The sequence below is a fragment of the Bacillus sp. 0102A genome (assembly GCF_036765155.1).
GTDB lineage: Bacteria > Bacillota > Bacilli > Bacillales > Bacillaceae > Bacillus > Bacillus subtilis_G.
The window spans coordinates 742285-764868 of sequence record NZ_JBAIZW010000001.1 but is presented as its reverse complement, the minus strand read 5'-3'; the positions used below and the strand labels follow the sequence as shown (position 1 = coordinate 764868).

Here is a 22584-nt window from a genome sequence, read left to right as displayed (position 1 = left end):
TTCGTTGTCAAGCCTGTGCGTTGGTGCTCACGAATTAGGACATTCGCTCCGCTCCAATGCTCGCCTTTCCTAGACTTCAAGGGTTTTCAACCACGCTGAAAAGATGACAAAATCCTAAAACTAAACCGTTTTAGGATTTTGTCAACAATCTGAAAGCTCCAGAGGTTCTGGAGCTTTTCGTTTATCGTTTTGGCGGCCGGTAACCGGCGGCTTCAGCTTCTTCCACTGAGCAAAACATTTCAGCCGGATCGGTTGTCCGGTCATAGTATGTACTGCCCGGTGTGTGATAGATGCCGCTTTTGCTGCCTTTTATATTACAGCCTTCTGCTGTGGCAGCTGTTTTGGTTTCATTACTTTTATTCGTATTGCTAGAAGAACTTCCAGCGTTTTCTTGTGAACTTGCAGTTTGGCTTTTCGTCTGTTTTAATTGCTTTTCAAGCTGTGTTTTATCTTGCTGCAGTGCTTCATTTTCAGCCTTTACTGTTTTTGTATCTTCTTTGAGCTGTTTTTGATTTTCTTGAAGCTCTTTCATTTCTGCTTTTAATGATTTCTGAGTCTTTTTTAGATCACTATTTTCTTTTTCAAGCTGCTGTAGTTTGTCTTGGTCTTTTGTGTTGTCCTTCAATTTCTTTGCTTTAGAACTGGCCGCTTCATATTCTTTCTCTAGTGCTTCATGCTCTTTTGTAAGGCTTTTATATTCGGCGTTTAGCGCTGAATATTTTTTCTCGGCATTTGCTACTGCAGCGTCTGGGTCTGTCAATGCTGCTCCGGTGACGAGCAGCACCAGGCCTCCTATCAAAAGCGGCCAAAAGAGTCTCTTAGAGAAACATTTTTCCTTTTTCAGCACATATCTGACAAGATGATACAATCCATAGCCAAGCGAAATGAGACATGCAAGAAATCCTAAGAATAATAATATCATTTCCATAACATTACCCCTTTTTCTATTTATTTTACATTTTTCAAACAATATTTGTTAGATTTTTTCACGCACATCAGTTGAAAAATGTGAAATAGACAGATAGAATGAATGTGCTATGATCACTCGATTCGTACGGAGCCATTTTAGGTTTCGTTTTTTTCATGAATTTTTTTAGGCGAGAAAGGGGGATGAGTATGCCGCGTGCTCTTAAAATTTTAGTCATTGGAATGTTTATTAATGTGACGGGTGCTTCTTTTTTATGGCCGCTGAATACGATTTATATCCATAATCATTTAGGGAAGTCGTTAACAGTAGCCGGGCTTGTTTTGATGCTGAATTCAGGCGCCAGTGTGGTTGGGAATTTAAGCGGCGGTTTTTTGTTTGATAAAATCGGCGGCTTTAAATCAATTATGCTCGGGATTGCGATTACGTTGGCAAGCCTGCTGGGCCTTGTCTTTTTTCATGATTGGCCGGCCTACATTGTGCTGCTGACGATAGTGGGATTTGGTTCCGGTGTTGTTTTTCCGGCAAGCTATGCAATGGCTGGATCGGTGTGGCCTGAAGGGGGAAGAAAGGCATTTAATGCGATCTATGTCGCACAAAACGCGGGTGTGGCCGTCGGCTCAGCACTTGGAGGTGCCGTGGCTTCTTTCTCGTTTTCATATGTATTTTTGGCGAATGCTGTATTGTATATGGCCTTTTTCTTTATCGTATATTTCGGATTTCGAAATATTCAGACGAAGGATGCGTCCCAAACGTCTGTGCTTGATTATGATGCTGTAAACAGCAAAGCGAAATTTGCCGCGCTCATCATTTTAAGCAGCGGCTATGTACTCGGATGGCTGGCTTATTCTCAATGGTCTACCACGATTGCTTCGTACACGCAAAGCATTGGAATATCCCTTTCCTTATACAGTGTGCTGTGGACGGTCAACGGAATTTTAATTGTGTTTGGCCAGCCGCTTGTCAGCTTTGTGGTGAAAAAATGGGCGGAGTCTCTAAAGGCGCAAATGGTCATCGGATTTATCATTTTTATTGTATCCTTCAGTATGCTGCTGACGGCAAAGCACTTCCCGATGTTTCTGGCTGCCATGGTGATCTTGACCATCGGGGAAATGCTTGTCTGGCCTGCGGTGCCGACAATAGCCAACCAGCTTGCCCCTAAAGGGAAGGAAGGATTTTATCAAGGTTTTGTCAACAGCGCGGCGACAGGCGGCAGAATGATTGGTCCGTTGTTCGGCGGTTTGCTTGTCGATCATTTCGGCATTCAAGCTCTTGTGTTATCTCTTTTGGTTTTGCTGATGATCAGTATCGGCACAACGCTTTTATATGACAAACGGATAAAACCGGCTAAAGAAACAAATAAACAAGCATCAATCTCTTCATAATAAAAGATCCCGCCGGATGAGCGGGATCTTTTTACATGATCGGAAGCACGTTAACGGCATCCTTTACATTTGAATATGTTTGCAGCGATGAAAAATTGGCATCCAGTTTATTCATTTTCATGGCCAATTCGGGTTTAATGCCGGTAATGATTAATTCGGTTCCGGTTAATTTCAGCAAATGGCTCAGCTTGAAAATTTGATCGGCGGTTTGTTCATTCACTTGTGCCAGTCCTGATAAATCAATGATCAAATAATCATCTTTGGATGTTGATAAGATATTCGTCAATGTGCAGACGATGGAATTAAATCGCTCCTCTGTCAGGTTGCCGACTAGCGGAAGAGCGGAAACGCCGTTGCGAATCGGGACAATAGGCGTTGAAAGTGCAGTGATTTCTGTGAGGGAATCCTCGAGAAGCTTCTCATACTCTTTTTGCCGGGTGATATCTTTTTGAATTCCGACAAAATAGGTCTTGCCTTCAATCTCGAGCGGGTCAATATTCAATTCATTCCAGAATAACGTTCCGTCTTTTTTGTAGTTTTGGATCTGAACGGTAACCGGCTCTTTATGTTGTAAAGCGGTTCTAATGTTTTCTACTTCAGCAGGGTCTGTGTGTTTCCCCTGTAAGAAGCGGCAGTTCTTTCCTAAAATCTCTCCGGCTTCATAACCGGTCATTTGAACAAAGCCTTGGTTTACGTAGACAATAGGATTATCTTCAAGTGCGGGGTCTGTAATGACCACACCGACTCGCGCATGATCAAGCGCTTTTTTGATGACTTCCAGCTGTCCTTGTATTCCAAATGATTGAAAACTAGCCATATAAATCCCCCTTAGGCCGCCAGCTTGCTGTGCGAAAGCCTTGTATTCCCCTTTTTACAATGAATTATACAGTAACCGTAGCACAACACATGTTCTGATTCAAGCAAGCGCGCAGTTTGTTGTTTGTCATCAAGGCTTGTCCTCGTATACACTAAAAATAAGAACAGAAATTGAACATATGAACGGAAAGTTTATAGAAGCTTAATGAGTGACTAGGTCAATGTCACTGGGTGAAAAATGAATCCAATGCATCAAGCTTACCGATCATGTGTTCACATATAATGGAAGAAACAAGCTTTTTTCAGATTTGCCAGTATGTAGATATCGAAAATCATCGGAATCGTTTAAGGGGGCTGGATGGCCTGAAGTCGCTTTACGAAATAAGGGCTTTAGGAAGGTGATGATGAAGATGCTGCATCAGGTACTTATTGCTTGTGTAATTGGAGGAATCATGGGGATTCTCGGTCATGTGAAAAAGAGAGGCAGGCTGGAGAAACCCAGAATGACGAAGCGGTTTATCTACCTTGGATTTTTGGAAGATTGGTTTATCGGAATGACAGCTTCCATTTTACTTGTATTATCCGCTGACCCCGATTCAGGAATTCAACTTGTCATCTTATCCATTATCTCAGGCTACGGCGGTGAAGCTGTTCTCAGAAGTTTTGACTTTGTGAGAGAAATGAACAGCGGCGGCGAACCGGCCGAGTCCAAACGTCAAACCAAAACTCCACCCGAATAATTGTCCTCAATCTCCGCCCGTTCAGGGTACATTCCCATTGTATACAAACCTGCTTGCACTTATGAACAGAATTCTATAAAATACAGTTAAGATTACGGTTGCGATAAGAACAATGAAGAGGAGCAGTAGGAAGCAGATATTGTTGCAGAGAGTTGACGGCTGGTGAAAGTCAATCAAGTTTGTTTCCGAACTCACCTCAGAGTTGCAGCGGTGAAAAGCCGCTGACGCATAACTGCGTTAAAAGTATCAAGTGAGTGCGGCGCATGCCGCGCTAACGAGGGTGGTACCGCGGGAAAACGAAAGTCTCTCGTCCCTTTTTGGGATGAGGGAGTTTTTTTTAGTTTGGGAATATTCTGAATATAATTCTCTCCTTCCCGTCAATACTTGAACCATACACGCCGTATTCAATCAGAAGGAGGTTTTTTACTTTGAGTTTTCAGCACAAAGAGATAGAAAAGAAATGGCAAACATACTGGCTTGAAAACAAAACATTTGCCACTCTTGATCATAATGAAAAACAAAAATTTTACGCGCTGGACATGTTCCCTTACCCGTCAGGAGCGGGCTTGCATGTCGGCCATCCTGAAGGGTATACAGCCACGGATATCCTGTCCCGTATGAAGCGTATGCAAGGCCATGATGTCCTTCATCCAATGGGCTGGGACGCATTCGGCTTGCCGGCTGAACAATACGCGCTTGATACAGGGAACGATCCCGCTGTGTTTACGAAGCAGAATATCGATAATTTCCGCCGCCAAATTCAGTCGCTTGGCTTCTCATATGACTGGGATCGTGAAATCAATACGACTGACCCTGAATACTATAAATGGACGCAGTGGATTTTCTTAAAGCTATACGAAAAAGGCCTTGCTTACGTTGACGAAGTGCCTGTAAACTGGTGCCCTGCCCTCGGGACGGTTCTTGCCAATGAAGAAGTCATTGACGGCAAGAGCGAACGCGGCGGCCATCCGGTAGAGAGACGACCGATGAGGCAGTGGATGCTGAAAATCACCGCTTATGCGGACAGGCTTCTCGAAGACTTGGAAGAGCTTGACTGGCCGGAAAGCATTAAAGATATGCAGCGCAACTGGATCGGCCGTTCTGAAGGTGCGCACGTTCATTTTGCTGTAGATGGACATGATGAATCCTTTACGGTATTTACGACAAGACCAGATACGCTGTTTGGCGCTACATACACTGTACTTGCTCCGGAACACGCATTGGTGGAACACATCACAACGGCAGAGCAAAAAGAAGCTGTAGAAGCATATATCAAAGAAATTCAATCAAAGAGTGACCTTGAGCGTACAGATCTTGCGAAAACAAAGACGGGCGTTTTCACAGGAGCCTATGCGATCAATCCTGTAAACGGAGAAACATTGCCGATCTGGATTGCGGATTACGTTCTTGCATCATATGGAACAGGTGCTGTCATGGCGGTTCCTGGTCACGATGAGCGTGATTTTGAATTCGCCAAAACATTCGGCCTTCCGGTGAAGGAAGTTGTGAAAGGCGGAAACGTTGAGGAAGCAGCGTACACTGGCGACGGCGAACACGTGAACTCTGATTTTCTAAACGGCCTTAACAAGCAGGAAGCAATTGCGAAAGTGATCGCTTGGCTGGAAGAAACGAAAAACGGCGAGAAGAAAGTGACATACCGTCTGCGTGACTGGCTCTTCAGCCGCCAGCGTTATTGGGGCGAGCCGATTCCGGTCATTCATTGGGAAGACGGAACATCAACGGCTGTGCCGGAAGAGGAGCTGCCGCTGATTTTGCCGAAAACGGATGAAATCAAACCGAGCGGAACAGGCGAATCACCGCTTGCGAACATCAAAGAGTGGGTGGAAGTCACAGACCCTGAGACAGGGAAAAAAGGAAGAAGAGAAACGAATACAATGCCGCAATGGGCGGGAAGCTGCTGGTATTTCTTGCGCTATATTGATCCACGTAACCCGGATCAGCTGGCATCACCAGAGAAATTGGAAAAATGGCTTCCGGTTGATATGTATATCGGCGGCGCAGAACATGCCGTGCTTCACCTTCTGTATGCCCGTTTCTGGCATAAGTTCCTTTATGATATCGGTGTAGTGCCGACGAAAGAACCGTTCCAAAAGCTGTACAACCAAGGAATGATTCTCGGCGAAAACAACGAAAAAATGAGTAAATCTAAAGGGAACGTTGTCAACCCTGACGAAATCGTTGCCTCTCACGGCGCTGATACGTTAAGATTGTACGAAATGTTCATGGGACCGCTTGATGCTTCAATCGCCTGGTCTGAATCAGGCTTAGACGGCGCGCGCCGCTTCCTTGACCGTGTATGGCGCCTGTTTGTTGAAGAAAGCGGTGAGCTTAATGGCAAAATCGTTGAAGGCGCTGGTGAAACATTGGAGCGCGTATATCATGAAACGGTCATGAAAGTCACAGATCATTACGAAGGTCTTCGTTTCAACACGGGTATTTCCCAGCTGATGGTCTTTATTAATGAAGCTTATAAAGCGTCAGAGCTTCCAAAAGAATATGTGGAAGGCTTCGTAAAGCTTCTTTCTCCAATCGCGCCTCACTTAGCGGAAGAGCTTTGGGAGAAGCTTGGCCATTCCGATACGATTGCTTATGAAGCTTGGCCCGTATATGATGAAACAAAACTTGTGGATGATGAAGTTGAAATCGTTGTTCAGCTGAACGGAAAAGTAAAAGCGAAATTACAGGTTCCTACCGATGCGACGAAAGAACAGCTGGAACAGTTTGCTCAAGCAGATGAAAAGGTCAAAGAGCAGCTTGAAGGCAAAACGATTCGAAAAATCATCGCGGTGCCTGGCAAGCTTGTCAATATTGTGGCAAACTAAGCCTGAGAAAAAATCCCCTTGCCGAAAGGGGATTTTTTTCATCAGCCTCTGAATAGCAATCGCCCGGCTGACTTTGCTATACTGAACATGATCATTGTGAATAGGAGTGTTTTCTTTGGAGATAAAAGAAATCAGCACAGCCGTTTTAAAAGAAAAAATTGAAGCGGACGAAGAGTTATATTTGATTGATGTCAGAGAAGATGAAGAGGTGGCGGAAGGCATGATCCCGCAAGCCGTTCATATTCGCATGGGGGATATTCCTGAAAAAATGGACACCCTTGATAAAGACAAAGAGTACGTGTTTATCTGCCGCTCAGGCATGCGTAGCATGAATGTCTGCAGGTACTTGGATGAGCAGGGCTTTAAAACCGTCAACGTTGAAGGCGGCATGATGGCCTGGGAAGGCGAAACAAAACCAAAAAACTAGGGGAGAGCGGTCCCCTAGTTTTTTATTTGTATTCCGGCAGCCAATCGCCGTGTGCTGTGAATAAATCGTCACACATGGAGATGATGTCAGTCATGGAAAGTTCCGCGCTTGTATGCGGATCCAGCATTGCGGCTTGGTAAACCGCTTCTTTTTTCAGTGTGACAGCGGCTTCAATTGTCATCAGCTGTGTATTAATATTCGTCCGGTTTAAGGCTGCAAGCTGCTCAGGCAGTTCTCCGGCGAAGCACGGCGTTATTTTTTTTCTGTCGGCGACGCATGTCACTTCCACAACCGCTTTTGAAGGAAGATTGGTGATCAGCCCTGCATTCAAGACGTTTCCCCCGAAGGTGAACGGCTCGTTCGTTTCCATTGCTTCTATAATTCTTGAACCATATTCCTTTGAGCGTTCGTGCGTAAGGTTTTTATTATTGACGATTTCATCCCGCATTTTCTCCCAATTTTGAATCTGTTTGACGCATCTTCTTGGATATTCATCGAGCGGGATTTGCAGCTCGCTGATCAGCTCGGGATAGTTCCGTTTAATAAAGTATGGATGGTATTCTGCGTTGTGTTCGGACGATTCCGTGACATAATAGCCGAACTTATCCATCAATTCAAACCGCACCATATCATGGTGTTTTGTTTTTTGTTTTTCTTTTGCTCTCCTTTTGATTTCTGGATATAGATCTACGCCGTCTTTTTTGACTTCCAAAAGCCAAGCCATATGGTTGATGCCCGCGATGCGCTCCTCGATTCCGCCATGCTCCATTCCAAGAGATTTGAATAGATCCTTCGTGCACACTTGGACACTGTGGCAGAGCCCGATTGTTTTGATGCTAGTATAGCGAAGCATGGCGCCTGTAAGAGAGGCCATCGGATTTGTATAATTTAAAAACCACGCATCCGGGCACATGTCCTCCATATCTTTTGCGATATCAAATAAGACCGGGATGGTTCTGAGTGATCTGAAGATCCCGCCGATGCCAACTGTGTCGGCAATCGTCTGACGCAGCCCGTACCGTTTAGGAATCTCAAAATCTATGACTGTGCTCGGTTTATATCCTCCAACCTGAATGGCATTGATGACATAGCTTGCGTTCTGCAAGGCGAGTTTTCTATCATCATAGCTGTTGATGGCCACACTCGGGTTATAGCGGTCTCTCAGGTTTTCAAGCATGAGCTGGGATTCCTGCAGGCGTTTTGGATCAATGTCGTAAAGGGCGAATTCAAAACCATTCAGCGCTTCTGTTAACAAGCAGTCTCCCAAAACATTTTTGGCGAAAATAGTGCTCCCTGCACCAATAAATGTAATCTTTTTCATATGGCTTCCTCCTTTAACCTTATCCCTTTACCGCTCCGGATGACAGGCCGGCAATAAAGTATTTTTGCAGCGCCAAAAACAGAATAACCATCGGCAGCATCGCCATAAGCGCGGCTGCGGCAACTAAGTGCAGATTGTTGGCGTTTTCTCCGAAAAAACCTGCCATGGCCACTGTTAATGTCTGAACCTTTTGGTCTTGTAAAAAGAAAATCGCAAACTGATAGTCGTTCCAGATGAAGACACAAGAGATAATACAGATGGTCGCAGTGATCGGTTTCAATAGAGGAAACACGATCGTAAAAAAGATTTTCAGCATGCCTGCGCCGTCTATTCGTGCGGCTTCTTCAATCTCTTTTGGAATGGTCGAACGGATAAAGCCTGAATACAAGAATACGGTTAACGGCATATAAGCCGCTGTATTGATCAAAATGGCGATTGCGTGTGTATTAACCATGCCGGCGTCCACAACCATTCTGTACAAGGGGACCATGGATGTTAACGGAGGGATGATCATAATGGAAATCAGCAAGGCAAAAACGGCTTTATTCAGCTTCGTTTCCCGCCGGGCAAGAGGGTAGGCGGCAAGAGAGCCGAATATGATCAATAACAAGGCAGAAAAACCTGTGATGATGATGGTGTTTATAAAAGAATTTCCTAATGAAGCACGTTCCCATGCTTCTGAAAAATTGTGAAAGGAGATGTCAGCTGGAAACAGCCATTTCGAACTGTAGTCTCCTTTTGCTTTCAATGAAGTGGTCAGCAGGATGTAAAAAGGAATAAAATGCGCACAGGCTACAATGGCGACAAAAAGCGTAACGATCCGCAGTTTTTTTGAACGGGCGGCTTTCATGACATTTCCGTCTCCTTTCTTTTAAAGTACGCAAGCGCGCAAAAGCTGATGATCAAAATGACAAATGCCATAAATATGCCTTGCGTTGCGGCATAGCCGGCATCCTGCCGTTTGAAATACAAATCATACATAAACGTGGACATGGATTGTGACGCATTTCCGGGGCCGCCCGCGGTGAGCGCGATAATGATATCAAACAGCTTTAAGCCTCCGATAATGTTGATGACCATATTAATCGTGATCGAGGGCATTAACAGCGGCAGCGTGATCGTGAAAAACTGCTGGCCTTGTCTCGCGCCATCCATTTGCGCAGCTTCATAGTAGTCTTTCGGAATGCTTTGCAGGCCGGCTAAGTAGACAACCATAGCAATCCCGACATATTGATACGTGTTTATCATGACAATGAGCCACGGATTGAGCGACGGACTGGCGAGCGCATTGATCGGGCCGATGCCAAATACACCGAGCAAATCGTTAAGCGCGCCTCCGTCGTAGGAGAAGAAAAAGTACCAAATATAGCCCATGATGAGCGGGCTTATCATGACCGGCAAATAGACAATTGTTCTTGTTATCGCCTTCATTTTGATGCTTTGATTCAAGAGCAGGGCGTACAGGAGTCCGACCACATTTTGAAAAAAGGTACTGCCGAGCCCGTAAAGCAGCGTGTTTTTTAAGATGTGCCAAGTATCGGGATCAGAAAACAGCCTTTCATATTGCACGAATCCCACCCATTGGTAGATTTGTGAAAAGCCGTTCCAGTTTGTAAAGGTGATCAATGCGCCTTTCACAAACGGATAAATCATAAAGACTAGAACGGAGAGCAAAGCAGGAATGTACATCCACCAAAGTGAGGACTGCTTTTTCGGCTTAACCTGTTTCACATGAACGTCTCTTGCGATATCACTCATTGTTTTCAGCTCCCTGTGTTTCCGATTGCTCCCGTAGTCGTTTGTATTCTCTTCCCAGCTTCTTTGAAATCTCTTGAGGCGTCAAAATGTCAGCAGCAAGTTCCTGCCCGGCCGTGCCCAGAACGTCCCACATTCCGTTTGGCAGGTATAAACGGTCGAAGTAAGGCTCGACTTTGACATCCTGATAATGCTCATAGTCATTTGCGTAGAAAATATCAGCTTTTACATTGGTCAGCCCTGATGGAAGCGATGTGGCTTCAGCCATTTGTTTGGCATTGGCGGGACGGGCCATAAATGCGATGAATTCTTTCGCTTCTTTTACATGAGGCGAGTCTTTCCAAGCTGCAAGCGTGTAGCGTTCACCGCCGATCCATATCGGATCATCTCCGGCATGTATGGCAGGTGTCGGGATGATGCCAACCTTGACGTTCGGATTGATCTGGGCAACGTCTTGGCCGAGTGTGCCGCCTTGCATTGTAAAGGCGATTTTGTTTTGAGCCATTAATTCAATGAGTTGTGATTTTTTTGCGGTTACAGCGTCAATATTAATCAGTTTTTCTTTCTGCATTTGTTTAAGGATGTCTGATAAGTAAGTGAATTTGCTCCAATTAAAGGTGCCGTTGATGAGCTGTTTTTTTTCATTATGGGCAGGATCTGTGATGAGAAGAGGCGTAGCGAATTGGTCGTAATATTGGGCAAATGAGCTTTTGTCATATCCGGCAAACCAGAAGGGAACGATGCTTCCTTTGCTCTTTTCTTTAATCGTTCTCAGTGCTTTCAAAAAGTCATCCATCGTTTCCGGCGGGGCAATGCCGTAACGGTCTAACATATTGCGGTTATATGCCAGACCGTCTTTTGCCTGATTGATCGGATAGGCATACACCTTTCCGCTTTTATTTTTAAGGATGCTGTTTAAATTGGGATCGAGACCTTGAGTCCATTCCATATCCCGGAGATCCGCTGTATATTCTCCGTACCTGATTTTCCCCCAGCCATGTGTATCGAAAAGATCAGGCAAGTCATTGGCTGCCATTCTGACACGCATCATATTTTCATAGTCATTGCCTGGGAAATGAAGGCTGACTCGAATGTCACTGTGTTCCTTTTCAAACGCTGCCGCCAGTTTTCTGAACGTAGCTCTTTCACTGTCCGTTGACATTGTAGAATAAATGGTTAACGTCTTTTTTTCGATATCTGCTGAGCTTTTCTCTGCTGAGCAGCCGGGCAGAATAACTAGAATAAGAGAGAGAAATAAAACAAAAGTGTGTTTCATCTTTTCCTCCTTATCATCGTGATGATTGTTTTCTTATGTCACCTCCTTAGTTGTACAGCCGCAGCTTTGTCTCACGATTAATGTTGTGGGCATGGTGACATGGTGAGGAAGCGTTCGGCCATTTAGGCGGTCAAGCAGCAGTTTTACGCCTGTACGGCCCATTTCCTCTGTGTACACCTTCACCGTTGTTAATGGCGTGCTGGCAAATTCAGCTTCTTCAATGCCGTTAAAGCTGACAATCGCTGTATCCGGCGGCACTTGCAGTCCGGCTTCCTGGAGCGCTTTTAATGCGCCGATCGCCATGGAATCACTGGCGATAAAGAATGCTTCCGGCAGATTACCTTGAGCGATTGCTTTCTTCATCAGGCGATAACCATCACGCATGCTGTATTCTCCGATCAGCACATGCTCAGGCTGGGGGACGGCGGACTCCAAAAAGGCGGTCAGCCGTTTGTCTTCAATTGTTCTGCGGATGCTTTGGCCGTCCTTCAGCGTATGCTCTTTTTCCTGTCCGCCAATGTAACCTAGCCGTTTGTAACCAAGACCGAAAAGGTGATCAACCGCTTGGCGTGAAGCGGATTCAAAATCAATGCCAATCGAATCGTATGTTTGCGGATCAGGAGAATGATTGATAAATACGGCATGCTCCAGCCTTCCGCTGATATGCTTAACTGCTTCATCATGAACACGGCCGATGACAATGACACCATCCAGTTCCCGAAAGATATGCTCCTGAAAGGAACCGAGATGAATCGAATTTGTAATGAAAATTTCCTGTTCAAAGCATTCTTTTTCAATGCCTTTGCGAATCGAAGAAAAATAAGGGTCCTGCCGTTCCTGATCAGGGGACAGACAGCTCAGTACGCCGATCAGTGGTTGGGTCCGCTGTTTTTGCCCGCGGGCTTTCCGGCGTTTAGCAACCGTTTGATAGCCGAGCTCTTCAGCGATATTGATGACTCTTTGTCTCGTTTCGCCCGCAACAGAAAGCGACTCATCTTCATTTAAAATCCTGGAAACAGTCGCACTGGAAACATTAGCTTTTAAGGCGATATCTTTAATTCGAACCATGGTAATCCCTCTCATCTATTTAGTAAAATATGAACTCATCTGTTTTTTATAAATTGATATTATCATGTGAAAGTAAGCGGTTACAATAATTATTTTCGGAATATTTCGTTATATTTACTAAACATTTAGTAAATGATGCGATTTAGTTTGAAAAAATAAAGGGTAAATCAGTTCTGTCTCGTAAATGTGAAGTAAGCGAATAAGGAAGGATGATGGAATGAGAGAGGAGAGAAGAAAGCAGCTGTTTCGATTGCTTGGAGATTTGCCTGATCGGAGGCAAATTAGGGCGGAGACATTACGTATTGAAGAAAGAGAAGGAAATATCATTGAAACGCTCCTGCTCGACTTAAACGGACATGAAAAGGTGCCTGCTTATTTTGTGAAGCCGGAGTCCGCAGATGGACAGTGTCCGTCCGTATTGTTTCAGCATTCGCATGGGGGGCGGTATGACAAGGGAAAAAGTGAACTGATTGAAGGAGCAGACTACTTAAAAGCGCCTTCTTTTGCCAGTGAGCTGACTTCTCTCGGGTATAGCGTGCTTGCGATTGATCATTGGGGGTTTGGAGATCGGCGGGGAAAAGCGGAAAGCGAGATTTTTAAAGAAATGCTTCTTACCGGAAGAGTGATGTGGGGCATGATGATTTATGACAGTTTAAGAGCGCTAGATTATATGCAGTCTCGCCCTGATGTTCAGCCTGACAGAATCGGAACGATCGGCATGTCTATGGGAGGGTTGATGGCGTGGTGGACAGCGGCGCTCGATGACCGGATCAAGGTGTGTGTGGATTTGTGCAGCCAGGTAGATCATCATGTGCTGATGAAAACACAGAACCTTGACCGGCACGGCTTTTATTATTACGTCCCGTCGCTTGCAACATATTTTTCCGCATCTGAAATCCAAAGCCTGATCGCGCCGCGCCCGCACCTTAGCCTTGTTGGTGCACACGACCGGTTAACGCCGGCTGAGGGTGTGAACAAAATCGAAAAAGAATTGTCAGCTGTGTATGCTGAACAGGGAGCTTCTGATTGTTATCGGGTGGCCCGTTCCGCTTCAGGGCATTTCGAAACGGCCGTCATGAGGCATGAAGCTGTCTGTTTTTTGCAAAAGTATCTATGAATGATTGGAAATCGACGGAAGGGAGCAGGTTAAAACGTTTTGTCAGAAACGCACCAAATTTCATGAATGAGCGAGGGAAGTGGTGCTTATGGAACTACAAGACATATTGGATTGGGCTTTCCGGAGGCATCTCAATCCATTAAGCTGGTATATTCGTCCCCTCTTTTTACTCGTATTGGTTTATGCTGCGTATAAGCGCAGCTGGAAAGGCATCATCATCACTTTTGTATTGATGATGAGCAGTATGGTCTGGTTTCCAGAACCTAAGAAGATTCACTTGCAAATGCAAAAAGTGCTCGAATTCGAGCAAATGCTTTTAAGCAGTCCGGTCTCGGCTGTTTTAACAATTTCTTTCATGATGGTTTTTCTCGGTTTTATTTTGGCTGCTTTCTGGAAGCGGTCGCTTGTATTTGGTTTAATCCTATTGAATGTGACACTCGCTGGGAAGGTGGCCCTCTCCTTATTTTTCACAGGCGAGAATGGCTGGGCGCCGTTAGGCAATACGATTTTTGGGCTGGTGATGGTAAATGGGATCGGCTTGTTCATTAAGTATCGAAATCGTAAAAAACAAAGAGGAATAGACATTTAAGGCTAGGGCCGTTTTACTGTAAAACGGTCTTTTTGCTCGTTTCAACAATCAGCCTCAAAACAAAATGAAGATTTCTTATATTGACAGAATCATATGTGAATAATAATATTCTAATTGTTAACTTTTATTTATAATGGGTTAACAATTAGAATAGGATATGATATACGTTCTTCAGTTATCAGTGAAAGGGCGAGATGGGATGCAAGAAGAATCATTTTATAGTGTCAGAATGAGGGCTTCTATGAATGGATCTCATGAGGATGGCGGAAAGCATATATCCGGCGGAGAACGGCTTATTCCATTTCATGAGATGAAGCGCACAGTCAATGCCTTATTAGAAAAAGGATTATCCCATTCAAGAGGAAAACCGGATTTTATGCAAATACAATTCGAAGAGGTTCATGAACCGATTAAAGCTATTCAGCCATTGCCAGTTCATACACACGAAGTGAGCTCCCCGGAAGAGGGACAAGTGCTTGCCCGATTGTTACTGGAAAGAGAAGGCGTTTCACGGGAAATGATTGAAAAAGCATATGAACAAATCCCTGAATGGTCGGGTGTCAGAGGAGCAGTTGTGTTTGATATTCACTCAGGGAAGCGGGTTGATCAAACGCGGGTGTCCAGAATAGATTGGACGGACGCCAATTTTGAAAAATGGGCGAGTCGCTTTCACGTGCCGGCACATCCAAGAATAAAAGAAGCTCTTGCACTTGCTTCAAAGGTTAGCCGGCACCCGATAACCATTGCGGAATTATGCTGGTCAGATGACCCTGATTACATAACAGGCTACGTTGCGGGTAAAAAAATGGGCTATCAGCGTATTACACCAATGAAAGAATACGGGATTGAAGAGGGCTGCCGCATCTTTTTTATTGATGGCTCTGAAGATGTCAACACGTACATACATGAACTGGAGAAACAGCCTATTTTGATAGAGTGGGAGGAAGACCATGACTCATGATTTGATAGAAAACAGTAAAAAGCACCTTTGGCTGCCATTTACCCAAATGAAAGATTATGATGAAAACCCATTAATCATCGAAAGCGGCAATGGAATCAAAGTCAAAGACATAAACGGCAAGGAATACTATGACGGTTTTTCTTCTGTTTGGCTTAATGTCCATGGGCACCGCAAAAAGGAATTAGATGAAGCCATAAAAAAACAGCTCGGAAAAATCGCGCACTCCACGTTATTGGGCATGACCAATGTTCCTGCAACCCAGCTTGCCGAAACATTAATCAACATCAGCCCGAAAAACCTTACGCGGGTCTTTTATTCAGACAGCGGTGCAGAAGCGATGGAAATCGCCTTGAAAATGGCGTTTCAATATTGGAAGAACATCGGAAGGCCTGAGAAACAAACATTTATTGCAATGAAAAATGGCTATCACGGTGATACGATTGGCGCCGTCAGTGTCGGTTCAATTGAGCTGTTCCACCACGTATACGGCCCGTTAATGTTTGATAGCTACAAAGCTCCGATTCCTTATGTGTACCGCTCTGAAAGCGGTGATCCTGACGAGTGCCGTGATGAATGCCTGCGAGAGCTTGAACAGCTGCTCGAGGAACATCACGGGGAAATTGCCGCGCTTTCCATTGAATCAATGGTTCAAGGAGCGTCCGGTATGATTGTGATGCCGGAAGGATATTTGGCGGGTGTGCGCAAGCTATGTACAACATACGATGTCTTAATGATCGTTGATGAAGTCGCTACAGGTTTTGGCCGTACCGGAAAAATGTTTGCGTGTGAGCACGAGCATGTCCAGCCTGATCTGATGGCTGCCGGCAAAGGCATTACGGGAGGCTATTTGCCAATCGCCGTTACGTTTGCGACTGAAGACATCTATAAAGCATTCTATGGTGATTATGAAAAACAAAAAACCTTTTTCCACGGCCATTCCTATACGGGAAATCAGTTAGGATGTGCGGTTGCGCTAGAAAATCTGGCATTATTTGAATCTGAAAACATTGTGGAACAAGTAGCGCAAAAAAGTGAAAAGCTCCATTTCCTTCTTCAAGATCTGTACGCTCTTCCTCATGTGGGGGATATTCGGCAGCTGGGCTTTATGTGCGGCGCAGAGCTTGTTCAATCAAAGGAAAGCAAAAAGCCTTATCCTGCTGATCGGCGGGTCGGATACAAAGTTTCCTTAAAAATGCGAGAGCTTGGCATGCTGACAAGGCCGCTTGGGGACGTGATTGCATTTCTGCCTCCTCTCGCCAGCACAGCTGAAGAGCTCGCTGAAATGATTGACATTATGAAACAAGCGATCGAAGAGGTTACAAGCCTTGAAGCTTGACGCCTGGTTAAACGAGCGGTTAGACAGAGTGAAGGCAGCCGGCGTATACCGTAATTTGCGGGCAATGAATGGGGCTCCGTTTCCAGAGAGGAAAATGAACGGCAAGAATCAAACGGTCTGGTCCTCAAACAATTATTTAGGACTCGCAAGCCATAGCCGCTTGATCTCTGCGGCCCAAGAAGTACTGCAGCAATATGGGGCGGGAAGCAGCGGATCACGTTTAACGACAGGCAATTCGGTTTGGCATGAAAAGCTTGAAAAAAAGATTGCCGGCTTTAAACGTACGGAAGCGGCTTTGCTGTTTTCGAGCGGTTATTTGGCCAATGCCGGTGTCCTTTCATCATTGCCGGAAAAGGAAGATGTCATTTTAAGTGATCAATTAAATCATGCGAGTATCATTGATGGCTGCCGGCTGTCTAAGGCTGATACAGTTGTTTATCGGCATATTGATATGGATGATCTTGAAAACAAGCTGAACGAAACACAGCGTTATCAGCACCGTTTTATCGTAACAGATGGGGTCTTCAGCATGGATGGCACGATTGCCCCTCTTGATCAGATTATCTCGCTTGCGAAACGCTATCATGCCTTCGTGATCGTTGATGATGCCCACGCCACAGGTGTTTTGGGTGATTCGGGAGGGGGAACGAGTGAATACTTTGGCGTTTGTCCTGACATTGTGATCGGCACCTTAAGCAAAGCGGTTGGCGCAGAGGGAGGTTTCGCCGCAGGTTCAGCGGTCGCCATCGACTTTTTGCTCAACCATGCCAGAACATTTATCTTTCAAACCGCCATTCCGCCAGCCAGCTGTGCGGCTGCTTATGAAGCTTTCAACATCATTGAAGCCAGCAGGGAAAAACGGCAGCTTTTATTTTCTGATATCAACATGATCAGAACCAGTCTGAAGGACATGGGGTATTTGGTAAAAGGGGATCACACGCCGATTATTCCTGTGGTCATCGGCGATGCTCGAAAAACGGTCACATTTGCTGAAAAGCTGCAGGACAAGGGGATTTATGCCCCGGCCATTCGGCCGCCGACCGTTGCGCCAGGTGAAAGCCGGATCAGATTAACAATCACCGCTGACCACAGAATGAGTGATATTGATCATTTGCTGACAACATTTCATTCCATTGGAAAGGAGCTGCACATCATTTGAGGGGTTTTTTTGTGACAGGAACAGATACAGAAGTGGGGAAAACGGTTATATCTAGCGGTCTTGCCGCTTTATTACGAGAACATAACAGAGATGTCGGGGTGTTTAAACCATTTTTAAGCGGCATATCTCGCCATCATCCGGATAGCGATACAAGTCTGCTGAAGTCTATGTCGCAGACGAGTCTTTCTCAGGAAGACATTACACCTTTTGCCTTCAAAGCGCCGCTTGCACCATACGTTGCAGGGAAGCTGGAGGGAAAGGCTGTCACCATGGAAGAGGTCTTAAGCCATTGGGAGCGGATAAGAGAAAAACATGAATGCTTCATCGTAGAAGGTGCGGGCGGTATTTCTGTGCCGTTGGGAGAGGATTTTTTAGTCAGCCATGTCATAAAAGCGCTGCAGCTTCCCATGATCATTGTGGCACGTCCTCATCTTGGGACGGTTAATCATACATTTTTAACTGTCCAATATGCAAAAAGCATGGGTCTGCCAATCGCCGGAATTGTCATCAATGGAATCAGTGCTTCTCCTGCTGATGATGAAAAAACCAATCCTGAAATGATTGAGCGCTTATGCGGTGTGCCGATTTTAGGGGTTACGCCACAGCTTGCCAGTGTGACGAAAGAAACCGTTCTACATATGGTAAAAGACCATATCAATCTATCATTACTGATGAATCAAGTGGGGGTATGAGAATGAATCAATGGATGGAACTCGCAGACCGGGTGCTGGCTGGAACAGAAGTGACCAACGAAGAAGCGCTTTCGATATTAAACTGTCCAGATGAAGACATCTTGCTTTTGATGCATGGAGCTTTTCAAATCAGAAAACACTTTTACGGCAAAAAAGTAAAGCTCAATATGATTATGAATGCGAAATCGGGACTCTGTCCGGAAAACTGCGGCTATTGTTCACAGTCTTCGATTTCGAAAGCGCCGATTCAGGCTTACCGAATGGTGAATAAGGATACGCTTCTCGAAGGCGCAAAGCGGGCGCACGATCTGAATATCGGCACATATTGTATCGTGGCAAGCGGCAGGGGGCCGTCCAACAGAGAAGTGGATCAGGTCGTAGACGCGGTGCAGGAAATTAAAGAGACGTATGGACTTAAGGTTTGTGCGTGTCTCGGGCTGTTAAAGCCGGAGCAGGCGAAGCGGCTGAAAGAAGCCGGAGTAGACCGCTATAACCATAATTTGAATACGTCACAGAGAAACCATTCCAACATCACGACTTCACATACATACGATGACAGGGTCAATACGGTTGAAGTGGCAAAAGAATCAGGGCTGTCTCCGTGTTCAGGCGCCATTATCGGAATGAAGGAGACGAAACAGGACGTCATCGACATCGCCAAAAGCTTGAAGGTCCTTGATGCGGATTCCATTCCGGTGAATTTTTTACATGCGATTGACGGCACGCCATTAGAAGGCGTTAACGAATTAAATCCGCTGTATTGTTTAAAAGTGCTGGCGCTGTTCCGTTTTATCAACCCGTCAAAAGAAATCCGCATTTCCGGAGGAAGAGAGGTCAATCTACGCTCATTGCAGCCATTGGGTCTTTACGCCGCTAACTCCATTTTTGTCGGAGATTACTTAACAACTGCCGGACAGGAGGAGACGGAGGACCATAAAATGCTGAGTGATTTAGGTTTTGAAGTCGAATCAGTCGAAGAAATGAAGGCCAGTTTAAGCGCGAAAAGCTGAAAGAATCAATAAAAGCAATCGGTGTGATGTCGATTGCTTTTATTTTTGACAGAAAGGAGAAGATCATATGACAATTGCATTTTCAGCTGCATCATCTGAGTTTTTGAAAAATCCATATCCTTTTTACGAAACAATGCGCGCTGTCCATCCTATATATAAAGGGAGTTTCTTGAAATATCCGGGCTGGTATGTCACAGGATATGAAGAAACGGCAGCTATTTTAAAAGATGCGAGATTCAAAGTTCGTGCTCCGCTGCCGGAAACGTCAATCAAATATCAAGATCTTAAACATGTACAAAATCAAATGATGCTGTTTCAGAATCAGCCTGATCATAGGCGGTTGCGGACGATGGCCAGCGGAGCGTTTACCCCGAGAATGTCAGCGTGCTATCGCCCGTATATCGATGAAACTGTCCACTATTTGCTTGATCAAGTGCAAGGTGAAAAAAAGATGGAGGTCATTTCGGACTTTGCTTTTCCTTTGGCAAGCTACGTCATTGCTAACATGATAGGTGTGCCGGCCGAAGATAGGGAGCAATTAAAAGAATGGGCTTCAAGTCTCGTTCAAACAATTGATTTTACCCGGTCAAGAAAGGCTTTAACAGAGGGCAATCATATCGCTGTACAGGCTATGGCATATTTTAGAGAGCTGATTCAAAAGCGGAAACGCCATCCTAAACAGGATATGATCAGCATGCTTTTGAATGGGACAGAAAAGAATAAGATGACGGAAGAGGAAGCGGCATCTACGTGCATACTCCTGGCGATTGCCGGACATGAGACAACGGTCAATCTTATCAGCAATTCAATCCTTTGTCTGCTGCGGCATCCAGAACAGCTTTTGAAGCTAAAAGAAAACCCTGATCTGATCGGTACCACAATTGAGGAATGTTTACGCTATGAGAGCCCCACGCAAATGACAGCCAGAGTTGCCTCAGAAGATATTGACATTAGCGGGGTGACGATCCGTCAAGGGGAACAAATCTATCTTCTATTAGGGGCTGCCAATCGAGATCCAAACATATTCACGCAGGCAGATGTCTTCGATATAACCAGAAACCCTAATCCGCACCTCTCATTCGGACATGGCCATCATGTTTGCATAGGATCCTCGCTGGCACGATTAGAAGCACAAATTGCGATTCATACCCTGCTGCAGCGAATGACCGGTCTTAAGCTCGCTGTTTCTGAATGCCGATACCGGCCGCTTTTTGGCTTTCGGGCGCTTGAAGAGCTGCCAGTGACTTTTGACTAAACCAGCATGTGAGTGCCAAAAAAAGTGTCAACCCCGCCGAGAATGGGCAATCTATAAAAAAGGGGAGTGAACACAGTGAAAAAAGTGCTGATCGCCGGCGGAAATGGTGTGATTGGGAGACTGCTGGCTGAAGGGCTTACAGCAGATTATGAAGTGACAGTGCTTGATAAAGATCATTTCGATGGCAAAGCTTCTTCCATTCAGGCTGACGCGGCAAATTATGGGGAGCTGTTGAAGAAGATTCCGAAAGATACAGATGTGATCTTGAATTTATTGGCTGTTAAAATCAAATACGATGTCATGGACATCAATGAATTTGAGAAAATGACGGATGTTTTCTATAGGGCAAGCTATTACTTGTGCCGCGCCGCAGCGGAGCTCGGCATTCAAAAGCTCGTGTTCGCCAGCAGCAATCATGTGACAGATGTGTATGAAAAAGACGGGCATTCGCTCTTAGGACGTGAGATCACAACAAGCGATTATCCGCTGTCAAAAAACTTGTACGGTGTATTAAAGCTGACCTCTGAACAGATCGGCCATTTATTTTATTTGGAAAATAAACTTTCAGTAATCAACCTTCGAATCGGAACAGTCGTCACAGATGAAATGGATACGCTGCATGAAAAAGAACGGACGAAAAAGACACTGCTTTCTCATCCTGATCTGCTGTCGATTTTCAAAGCCGCCATTGAAACCAATATCCGGTACGGCACGTATTACGCCGTCTCTGACAACCAGGGCCGGCCGTGGTCTATTGCATCCGCTGTTAACGAACTCGGTTTTTCGCCCCAAATCAATACATCCGAACTTCTGGAAGAGGAAGAGAACGGAGCATAATCATTTTCTAAGATTATGCTCTTTTTCTTTTATCATCGGCTTTTCCTTCACGAGAGTCCCCGCCAGACCGGGGACTCTGTTCAAATGATTATAGACATGGCAATGACAGATTTGCTACATTTTAGACACGATATCGTCACGTGCTGCAGCTCGTTTGAAAAAGAATGATAACGCTTACAAAAGAGAGGTGGGAGCTATCGCACATTCACTGAAAAGTCGCCTGTTTGATATTTTGATTTACGGGTTTTTGCTGATGTTCGCTTTAATATGCGTACTTCCGTTTATTCATGTCATCGCGGCATCCTTCGCCACAGTAGAAGAAGTTGTGTCGAAAAAATTCATTTTAATACCGTCTACTTTTTCGCTAGATGCTTATCGTTACATTTTTTCAACAGATATTATTTATAAGAGTTTGCTTGTTTCTGTGTTTGTGACAGTGGTAGGCACTGCGGTCAGCATGTTTCTTTCTTCCCTGATGGCTTACGGGTTATCCCGCCGCGAGTTAATCGGCCGGCAGCCGCTCATGTTTCTCGTCGTATTTACGATGCTTTTCAGCGGCGGCATGATTCCGACTTTCCTTGTGGTCAAATCGCTAGGATTGCTCGATTCTTACTGGGCGCTCATTTTGCCGACAGCCATTAATGCCTTTAACCTGATCATTCTGAAAAACTTCTTTCAAAATATCCCGTCAAGCCTGGAAGAGTCTGCGAAAATTGACGGGTGCAATGACCTGGGCATTTTCTTTAAAATTGTGCTGCCGCTGTCTCTTCCTGCGATCGCAACGATTTCACTATTTTATGCGGTCACGTATTGGAACACGTATATGACAGCGATTTTGTACTTAAATGATTCAGCAAAATGGCCGATTCAGGTGCTTCTGCGCCAAATCGTAATTGTATCAAGCGGGATGCAGGGGGATATGTCAGAAATGGGGTCGGGCAGCCCGCCGCCCGAGCAAACTATCAAAATGGCGGTCATAGTGGTGGCGACCATCCCGGTTCTGCTTGTCTATCCTTTTATACAAAAGCATTTTGCAAAAGGAGCTTTGCTGGGATCTGTCAAAGGATAATGA

At 45.2% G+C, this 22584-nt stretch carries 21 protein-coding genes and 1 other annotated feature; of the genes, 14 read left to right on the top strand and 7 right to left on the bottom strand.

The window, feature by feature from the left end; genetic code table 11:
• Positions 1-181: 181 nt before the first annotated feature.
• Positions 182-928: an LMBR1 domain-containing protein gene (locus V6D41_RS04165; protein WP_333517372.1), complete on the bottom strand. Its 747-nt coding sequence runs from the start codon at positions 926-928 to the stop codon at positions 182-184.
• Between the two features lie 188 nt (positions 929-1116).
• Between V6D41_RS04165 and V6D41_RS04160 the strand changes: the two genes are divergently transcribed.
• Positions 1117-2310: an MDR family MFS transporter gene (locus V6D41_RS04160; protein WP_333517371.1), complete on the top strand. Its 1194-nt coding sequence runs from the start codon at positions 1117-1119 to the stop codon at positions 2308-2310.
• 31 nt (positions 2311-2341) lie between these two features.
• Here V6D41_RS04160 and V6D41_RS04155 read toward each other — a convergent pair whose 3' ends face one another.
• A complete protein-coding gene (locus tag V6D41_RS04155) occupies positions 2342-3127 on the bottom strand; it encodes a blue-light photoreceptor (RefSeq protein WP_333517370.1) in 786 nt (261 codons plus the stop codon).
• Positions 3128-3530: 403 nt separating this feature from the next.
• On the opposite strand from V6D41_RS04155, the gene V6D41_RS04150 reads away from it, so the two are divergent.
• The 3 genes from V6D41_RS04150 (at position 3531) to V6D41_RS04140 (ending at position 7136) form a co-directional block, all read left to right on the top strand.
• Positions 3531-3866, top strand: coding sequence for a DUF4257 domain-containing protein (locus V6D41_RS04150; RefSeq protein WP_003223352.1), 336 nt, complete (start codon positions 3531-3533; stop codon positions 3864-3866).
• Positions 3867-3969: 103 nt separating this feature from the next.
• Positions 3970-4184: a binding site (T-box leader), on the top strand.
• Between the two features lie 110 nt (positions 4185-4294).
• Complete coding sequence (gene leuS / locus V6D41_RS04145) at positions 4295-6709, top strand: leucine--tRNA ligase (protein WP_333517369.1); 2415 nt, start codon at positions 4295-4297, stop codon at positions 6707-6709.
• Between the two features lie 115 nt (positions 6710-6824).
• Positions 6825-7136, top strand: a complete 312-nt coding sequence (locus V6D41_RS04140) for a rhodanese-like domain-containing protein (RefSeq protein ID WP_333517368.1) — start codon at positions 6825-6827, stop codon at positions 7134-7136.
• Positions 7137-7158: 22 nt separating this feature from the next.
• Here V6D41_RS04140 and melA read toward each other — a convergent pair whose 3' ends face one another.
• Genes melA through V6D41_RS04115 form a run of 5 tightly spaced genes read right to left on the bottom strand, consistent with a single transcriptional unit; the run spans position 7159 to position 12556 of the window.
• Positions 7159-8457, bottom strand: coding sequence for an alpha-galactosidase MelA (gene melA, locus V6D41_RS04135; RefSeq protein ID WP_333517367.1), 1299 nt, complete (start codon positions 8455-8457; stop codon positions 7159-7161).
• Positions 8458-8476: 19 nt separating this feature from the next.
• On the bottom strand, positions 8477-9307 hold the full coding sequence (locus tag V6D41_RS04130) for a carbohydrate ABC transporter permease (protein ID WP_333517366.1): 831 nt from the start codon (positions 9305-9307) through the stop codon (positions 8477-8479).
• Complete coding sequence (locus V6D41_RS04125) at positions 9304-10215, bottom strand: carbohydrate ABC transporter permease (RefSeq protein WP_333517365.1); 912 nt, start codon at positions 10213-10215, stop codon at positions 9304-9306. Before V6D41_RS04125 ends, V6D41_RS04130 begins: the two co-directional genes overlap by 4 nt.
• Positions 10208-11488 (bottom strand): ABC transporter substrate-binding protein, encoded by a 1281-nt coding sequence (locus V6D41_RS04120; protein WP_333517364.1) that lies wholly within the window; start codon positions 11486-11488, stop codon positions 10208-10210. Before V6D41_RS04120 ends, V6D41_RS04125 begins: the two co-directional genes overlap by 8 nt.
• Positions 11489-11521: 33 nt before the next feature.
• Positions 11522-12556, bottom strand: coding sequence for a LacI family DNA-binding transcriptional regulator (locus V6D41_RS04115; protein ID WP_333517363.1), 1035 nt, complete (start codon positions 12554-12556; stop codon positions 11522-11524).
• 217 nt (positions 12557-12773) lie between these two features.
• Between V6D41_RS04115 and V6D41_RS04110 the strand changes: the two genes are divergently transcribed.
• From V6D41_RS04110 to V6D41_RS04065, 10 genes are all read left to right on the top strand, one after another.
• Positions 12774-13673, top strand: a complete 900-nt coding sequence (locus tag V6D41_RS04110) for a dienelactone hydrolase family protein (protein WP_333517362.1) — start codon at positions 12774-12776, stop codon at positions 13671-13673.
• Positions 13674-13761: 88 nt separating this feature from the next.
• On the top strand, positions 13762-14262 hold the full coding sequence (locus tag V6D41_RS04105; RefSeq protein WP_333517361.1) for a hypothetical protein: 501 nt from the start codon (positions 13762-13764) through the stop codon (positions 14260-14262).
• Between the two features lie 199 nt (positions 14263-14461).
• Positions 14462-15223: a 6-carboxyhexanoate--CoA ligase gene (gene bioW / locus V6D41_RS04100; protein WP_333517360.1), complete on the top strand. Its 762-nt coding sequence runs from the start codon at positions 14462-14464 to the stop codon at positions 15221-15223.
• Positions 15213-16559 carry an adenosylmethionine--8-amino-7-oxononanoate transaminase gene (gene bioA, locus V6D41_RS04095; protein ID WP_333517359.1) on the top strand — a complete coding sequence of 449 codons (1347 nt, stop codon included), beginning with the start codon at positions 15213-15215 and terminating at the stop codon, positions 16557-16559. The genes bioW and bioA overlap by 11 nt, the downstream gene beginning before the upstream one ends.
• Positions 16549-17718 (top strand): 8-amino-7-oxononanoate synthase, encoded by a 1170-nt coding sequence (gene bioF, locus V6D41_RS04090; RefSeq protein WP_333517358.1) that lies wholly within the window; start codon positions 16549-16551, stop codon positions 17716-17718. Before bioA ends, bioF begins: the two co-directional genes overlap by 11 nt.
• The gene (bioD, locus tag V6D41_RS04085) at positions 17715-18410 is read left to right on the top strand and encodes a dethiobiotin synthase (RefSeq protein ID WP_333517357.1); all 696 of its coding nucleotides are present in this window, start codon (positions 17715-17717) and stop codon (positions 18408-18410) included. The genes bioF and bioD overlap by 4 nt, the downstream gene beginning before the upstream one ends.
• Positions 18411-18412: 2 nt before the next feature.
• Positions 18413-19420 (top strand): biotin synthase BioB, encoded by a 1008-nt coding sequence (gene bioB, locus V6D41_RS04080; RefSeq protein ID WP_087992865.1) that lies wholly within the window; start codon positions 18413-18415, stop codon positions 19418-19420.
• A 67-nt stretch (positions 19421-19487) separates the two neighbouring features.
• On the top strand, positions 19488-20675 hold the full coding sequence (locus V6D41_RS04075; protein WP_333517356.1) for a cytochrome P450: 1188 nt from the start codon (positions 19488-19490) through the stop codon (positions 20673-20675).
• Positions 20676-20750: 75 nt separating this feature from the next.
• The gene (locus V6D41_RS04070; RefSeq protein ID WP_333517355.1) at positions 20751-21512 is read left to right on the top strand and encodes an NAD-dependent epimerase/dehydratase family protein; all 762 of its coding nucleotides are present in this window, start codon (positions 20751-20753) and stop codon (positions 21510-21512) included.
• Positions 21513-21720: 208 nt separating this feature from the next.
• Positions 21721-22581 carry a carbohydrate ABC transporter permease gene (locus tag V6D41_RS04065; RefSeq protein WP_333517429.1) on the top strand — a complete coding sequence of 287 codons (861 nt, stop codon included), beginning with the start codon at positions 21721-21723 and terminating at the stop codon, positions 22579-22581.
• The last annotated feature ends 3 nt before the right edge of the window (positions 22582-22584 follow it).

Coding starts and splice junctions, on each gene's coding strand:
- V6D41_RS04165 (WP_333517372.1), bottom strand. CDS start 928: ATGGAAATGATATTATTATTCTTAGGATTTCTTGCATGTCTCATTTCG.
- V6D41_RS04160 (WP_333517371.1), top strand. CDS start 1,117: ATGCCGCGTGCTCTTAAAATTTTAGTCATTGGAATGTTTATTAATGTG.
- V6D41_RS04155 (WP_333517370.1), bottom strand. CDS start 3,127: ATGGCTAGTTTTCAATCATTTGGAATACAAGGACAGCTGGAAGTCATC.
- V6D41_RS04150 (WP_003223352.1), top strand. CDS start 3,531: ATGAAGATGCTGCATCAGGTACTTATTGCTTGTGTAATTGGAGGAATC.
- melA (WP_333517367.1), bottom strand. CDS start 8,457: ATGAAAAAGATTACATTTATTGGTGCAGGGAGCACTATTTTCGCCAAA.
- V6D41_RS04130 (WP_333517366.1), bottom strand. CDS start 9,307: ATGAAAGCCGCCCGTTCAAAAAAACTGCGGATCGTTACGCTTTTTGTC.
- V6D41_RS04125 (WP_333517365.1), bottom strand. CDS start 10,215: ATGAGTGATATCGCAAGAGACGTTCATGTGAAACAGGTTAAGCCGAAA.
- V6D41_RS04120 (WP_333517364.1), bottom strand. CDS start 11,488: ATGAAACACACTTTTGTTTTATTTCTCTCTCTTATTCTAGTTATTCTG.
- V6D41_RS04115 (WP_333517363.1), bottom strand. CDS start 12,556: ATGGTTCGAATTAAAGATATCGCCTTAAAAGCTAATGTTTCCAGTGCG.
- V6D41_RS04110 (WP_333517362.1), top strand. CDS start 12,774: ATGAGAGAGGAGAGAAGAAAGCAGCTGTTTCGATTGCTTGGAGATTTG.
- V6D41_RS04105 (WP_333517361.1), top strand. CDS start 13,762: ATGGAACTACAAGACATATTGGATTGGGCTTTCCGGAGGCATCTCAAT.
- bioW (WP_333517360.1), top strand. CDS start 14,462: ATGCAAGAAGAATCATTTTATAGTGTCAGAATGAGGGCTTCTATGAAT.
- bioA (WP_333517359.1), top strand. CDS start 15,213: ATGACTCATGATTTGATAGAAAACAGTAAAAAGCACCTTTGGCTGCCA.
- bioB (WP_087992865.1), top strand. CDS start 18,413: ATGAATCAATGGATGGAACTCGCAGACCGGGTGCTGGCTGGAACAGAA.
- V6D41_RS04075 (WP_333517356.1), top strand. CDS start 19,488: ATGACAATTGCATTTTCAGCTGCATCATCTGAGTTTTTGAAAAATCCA.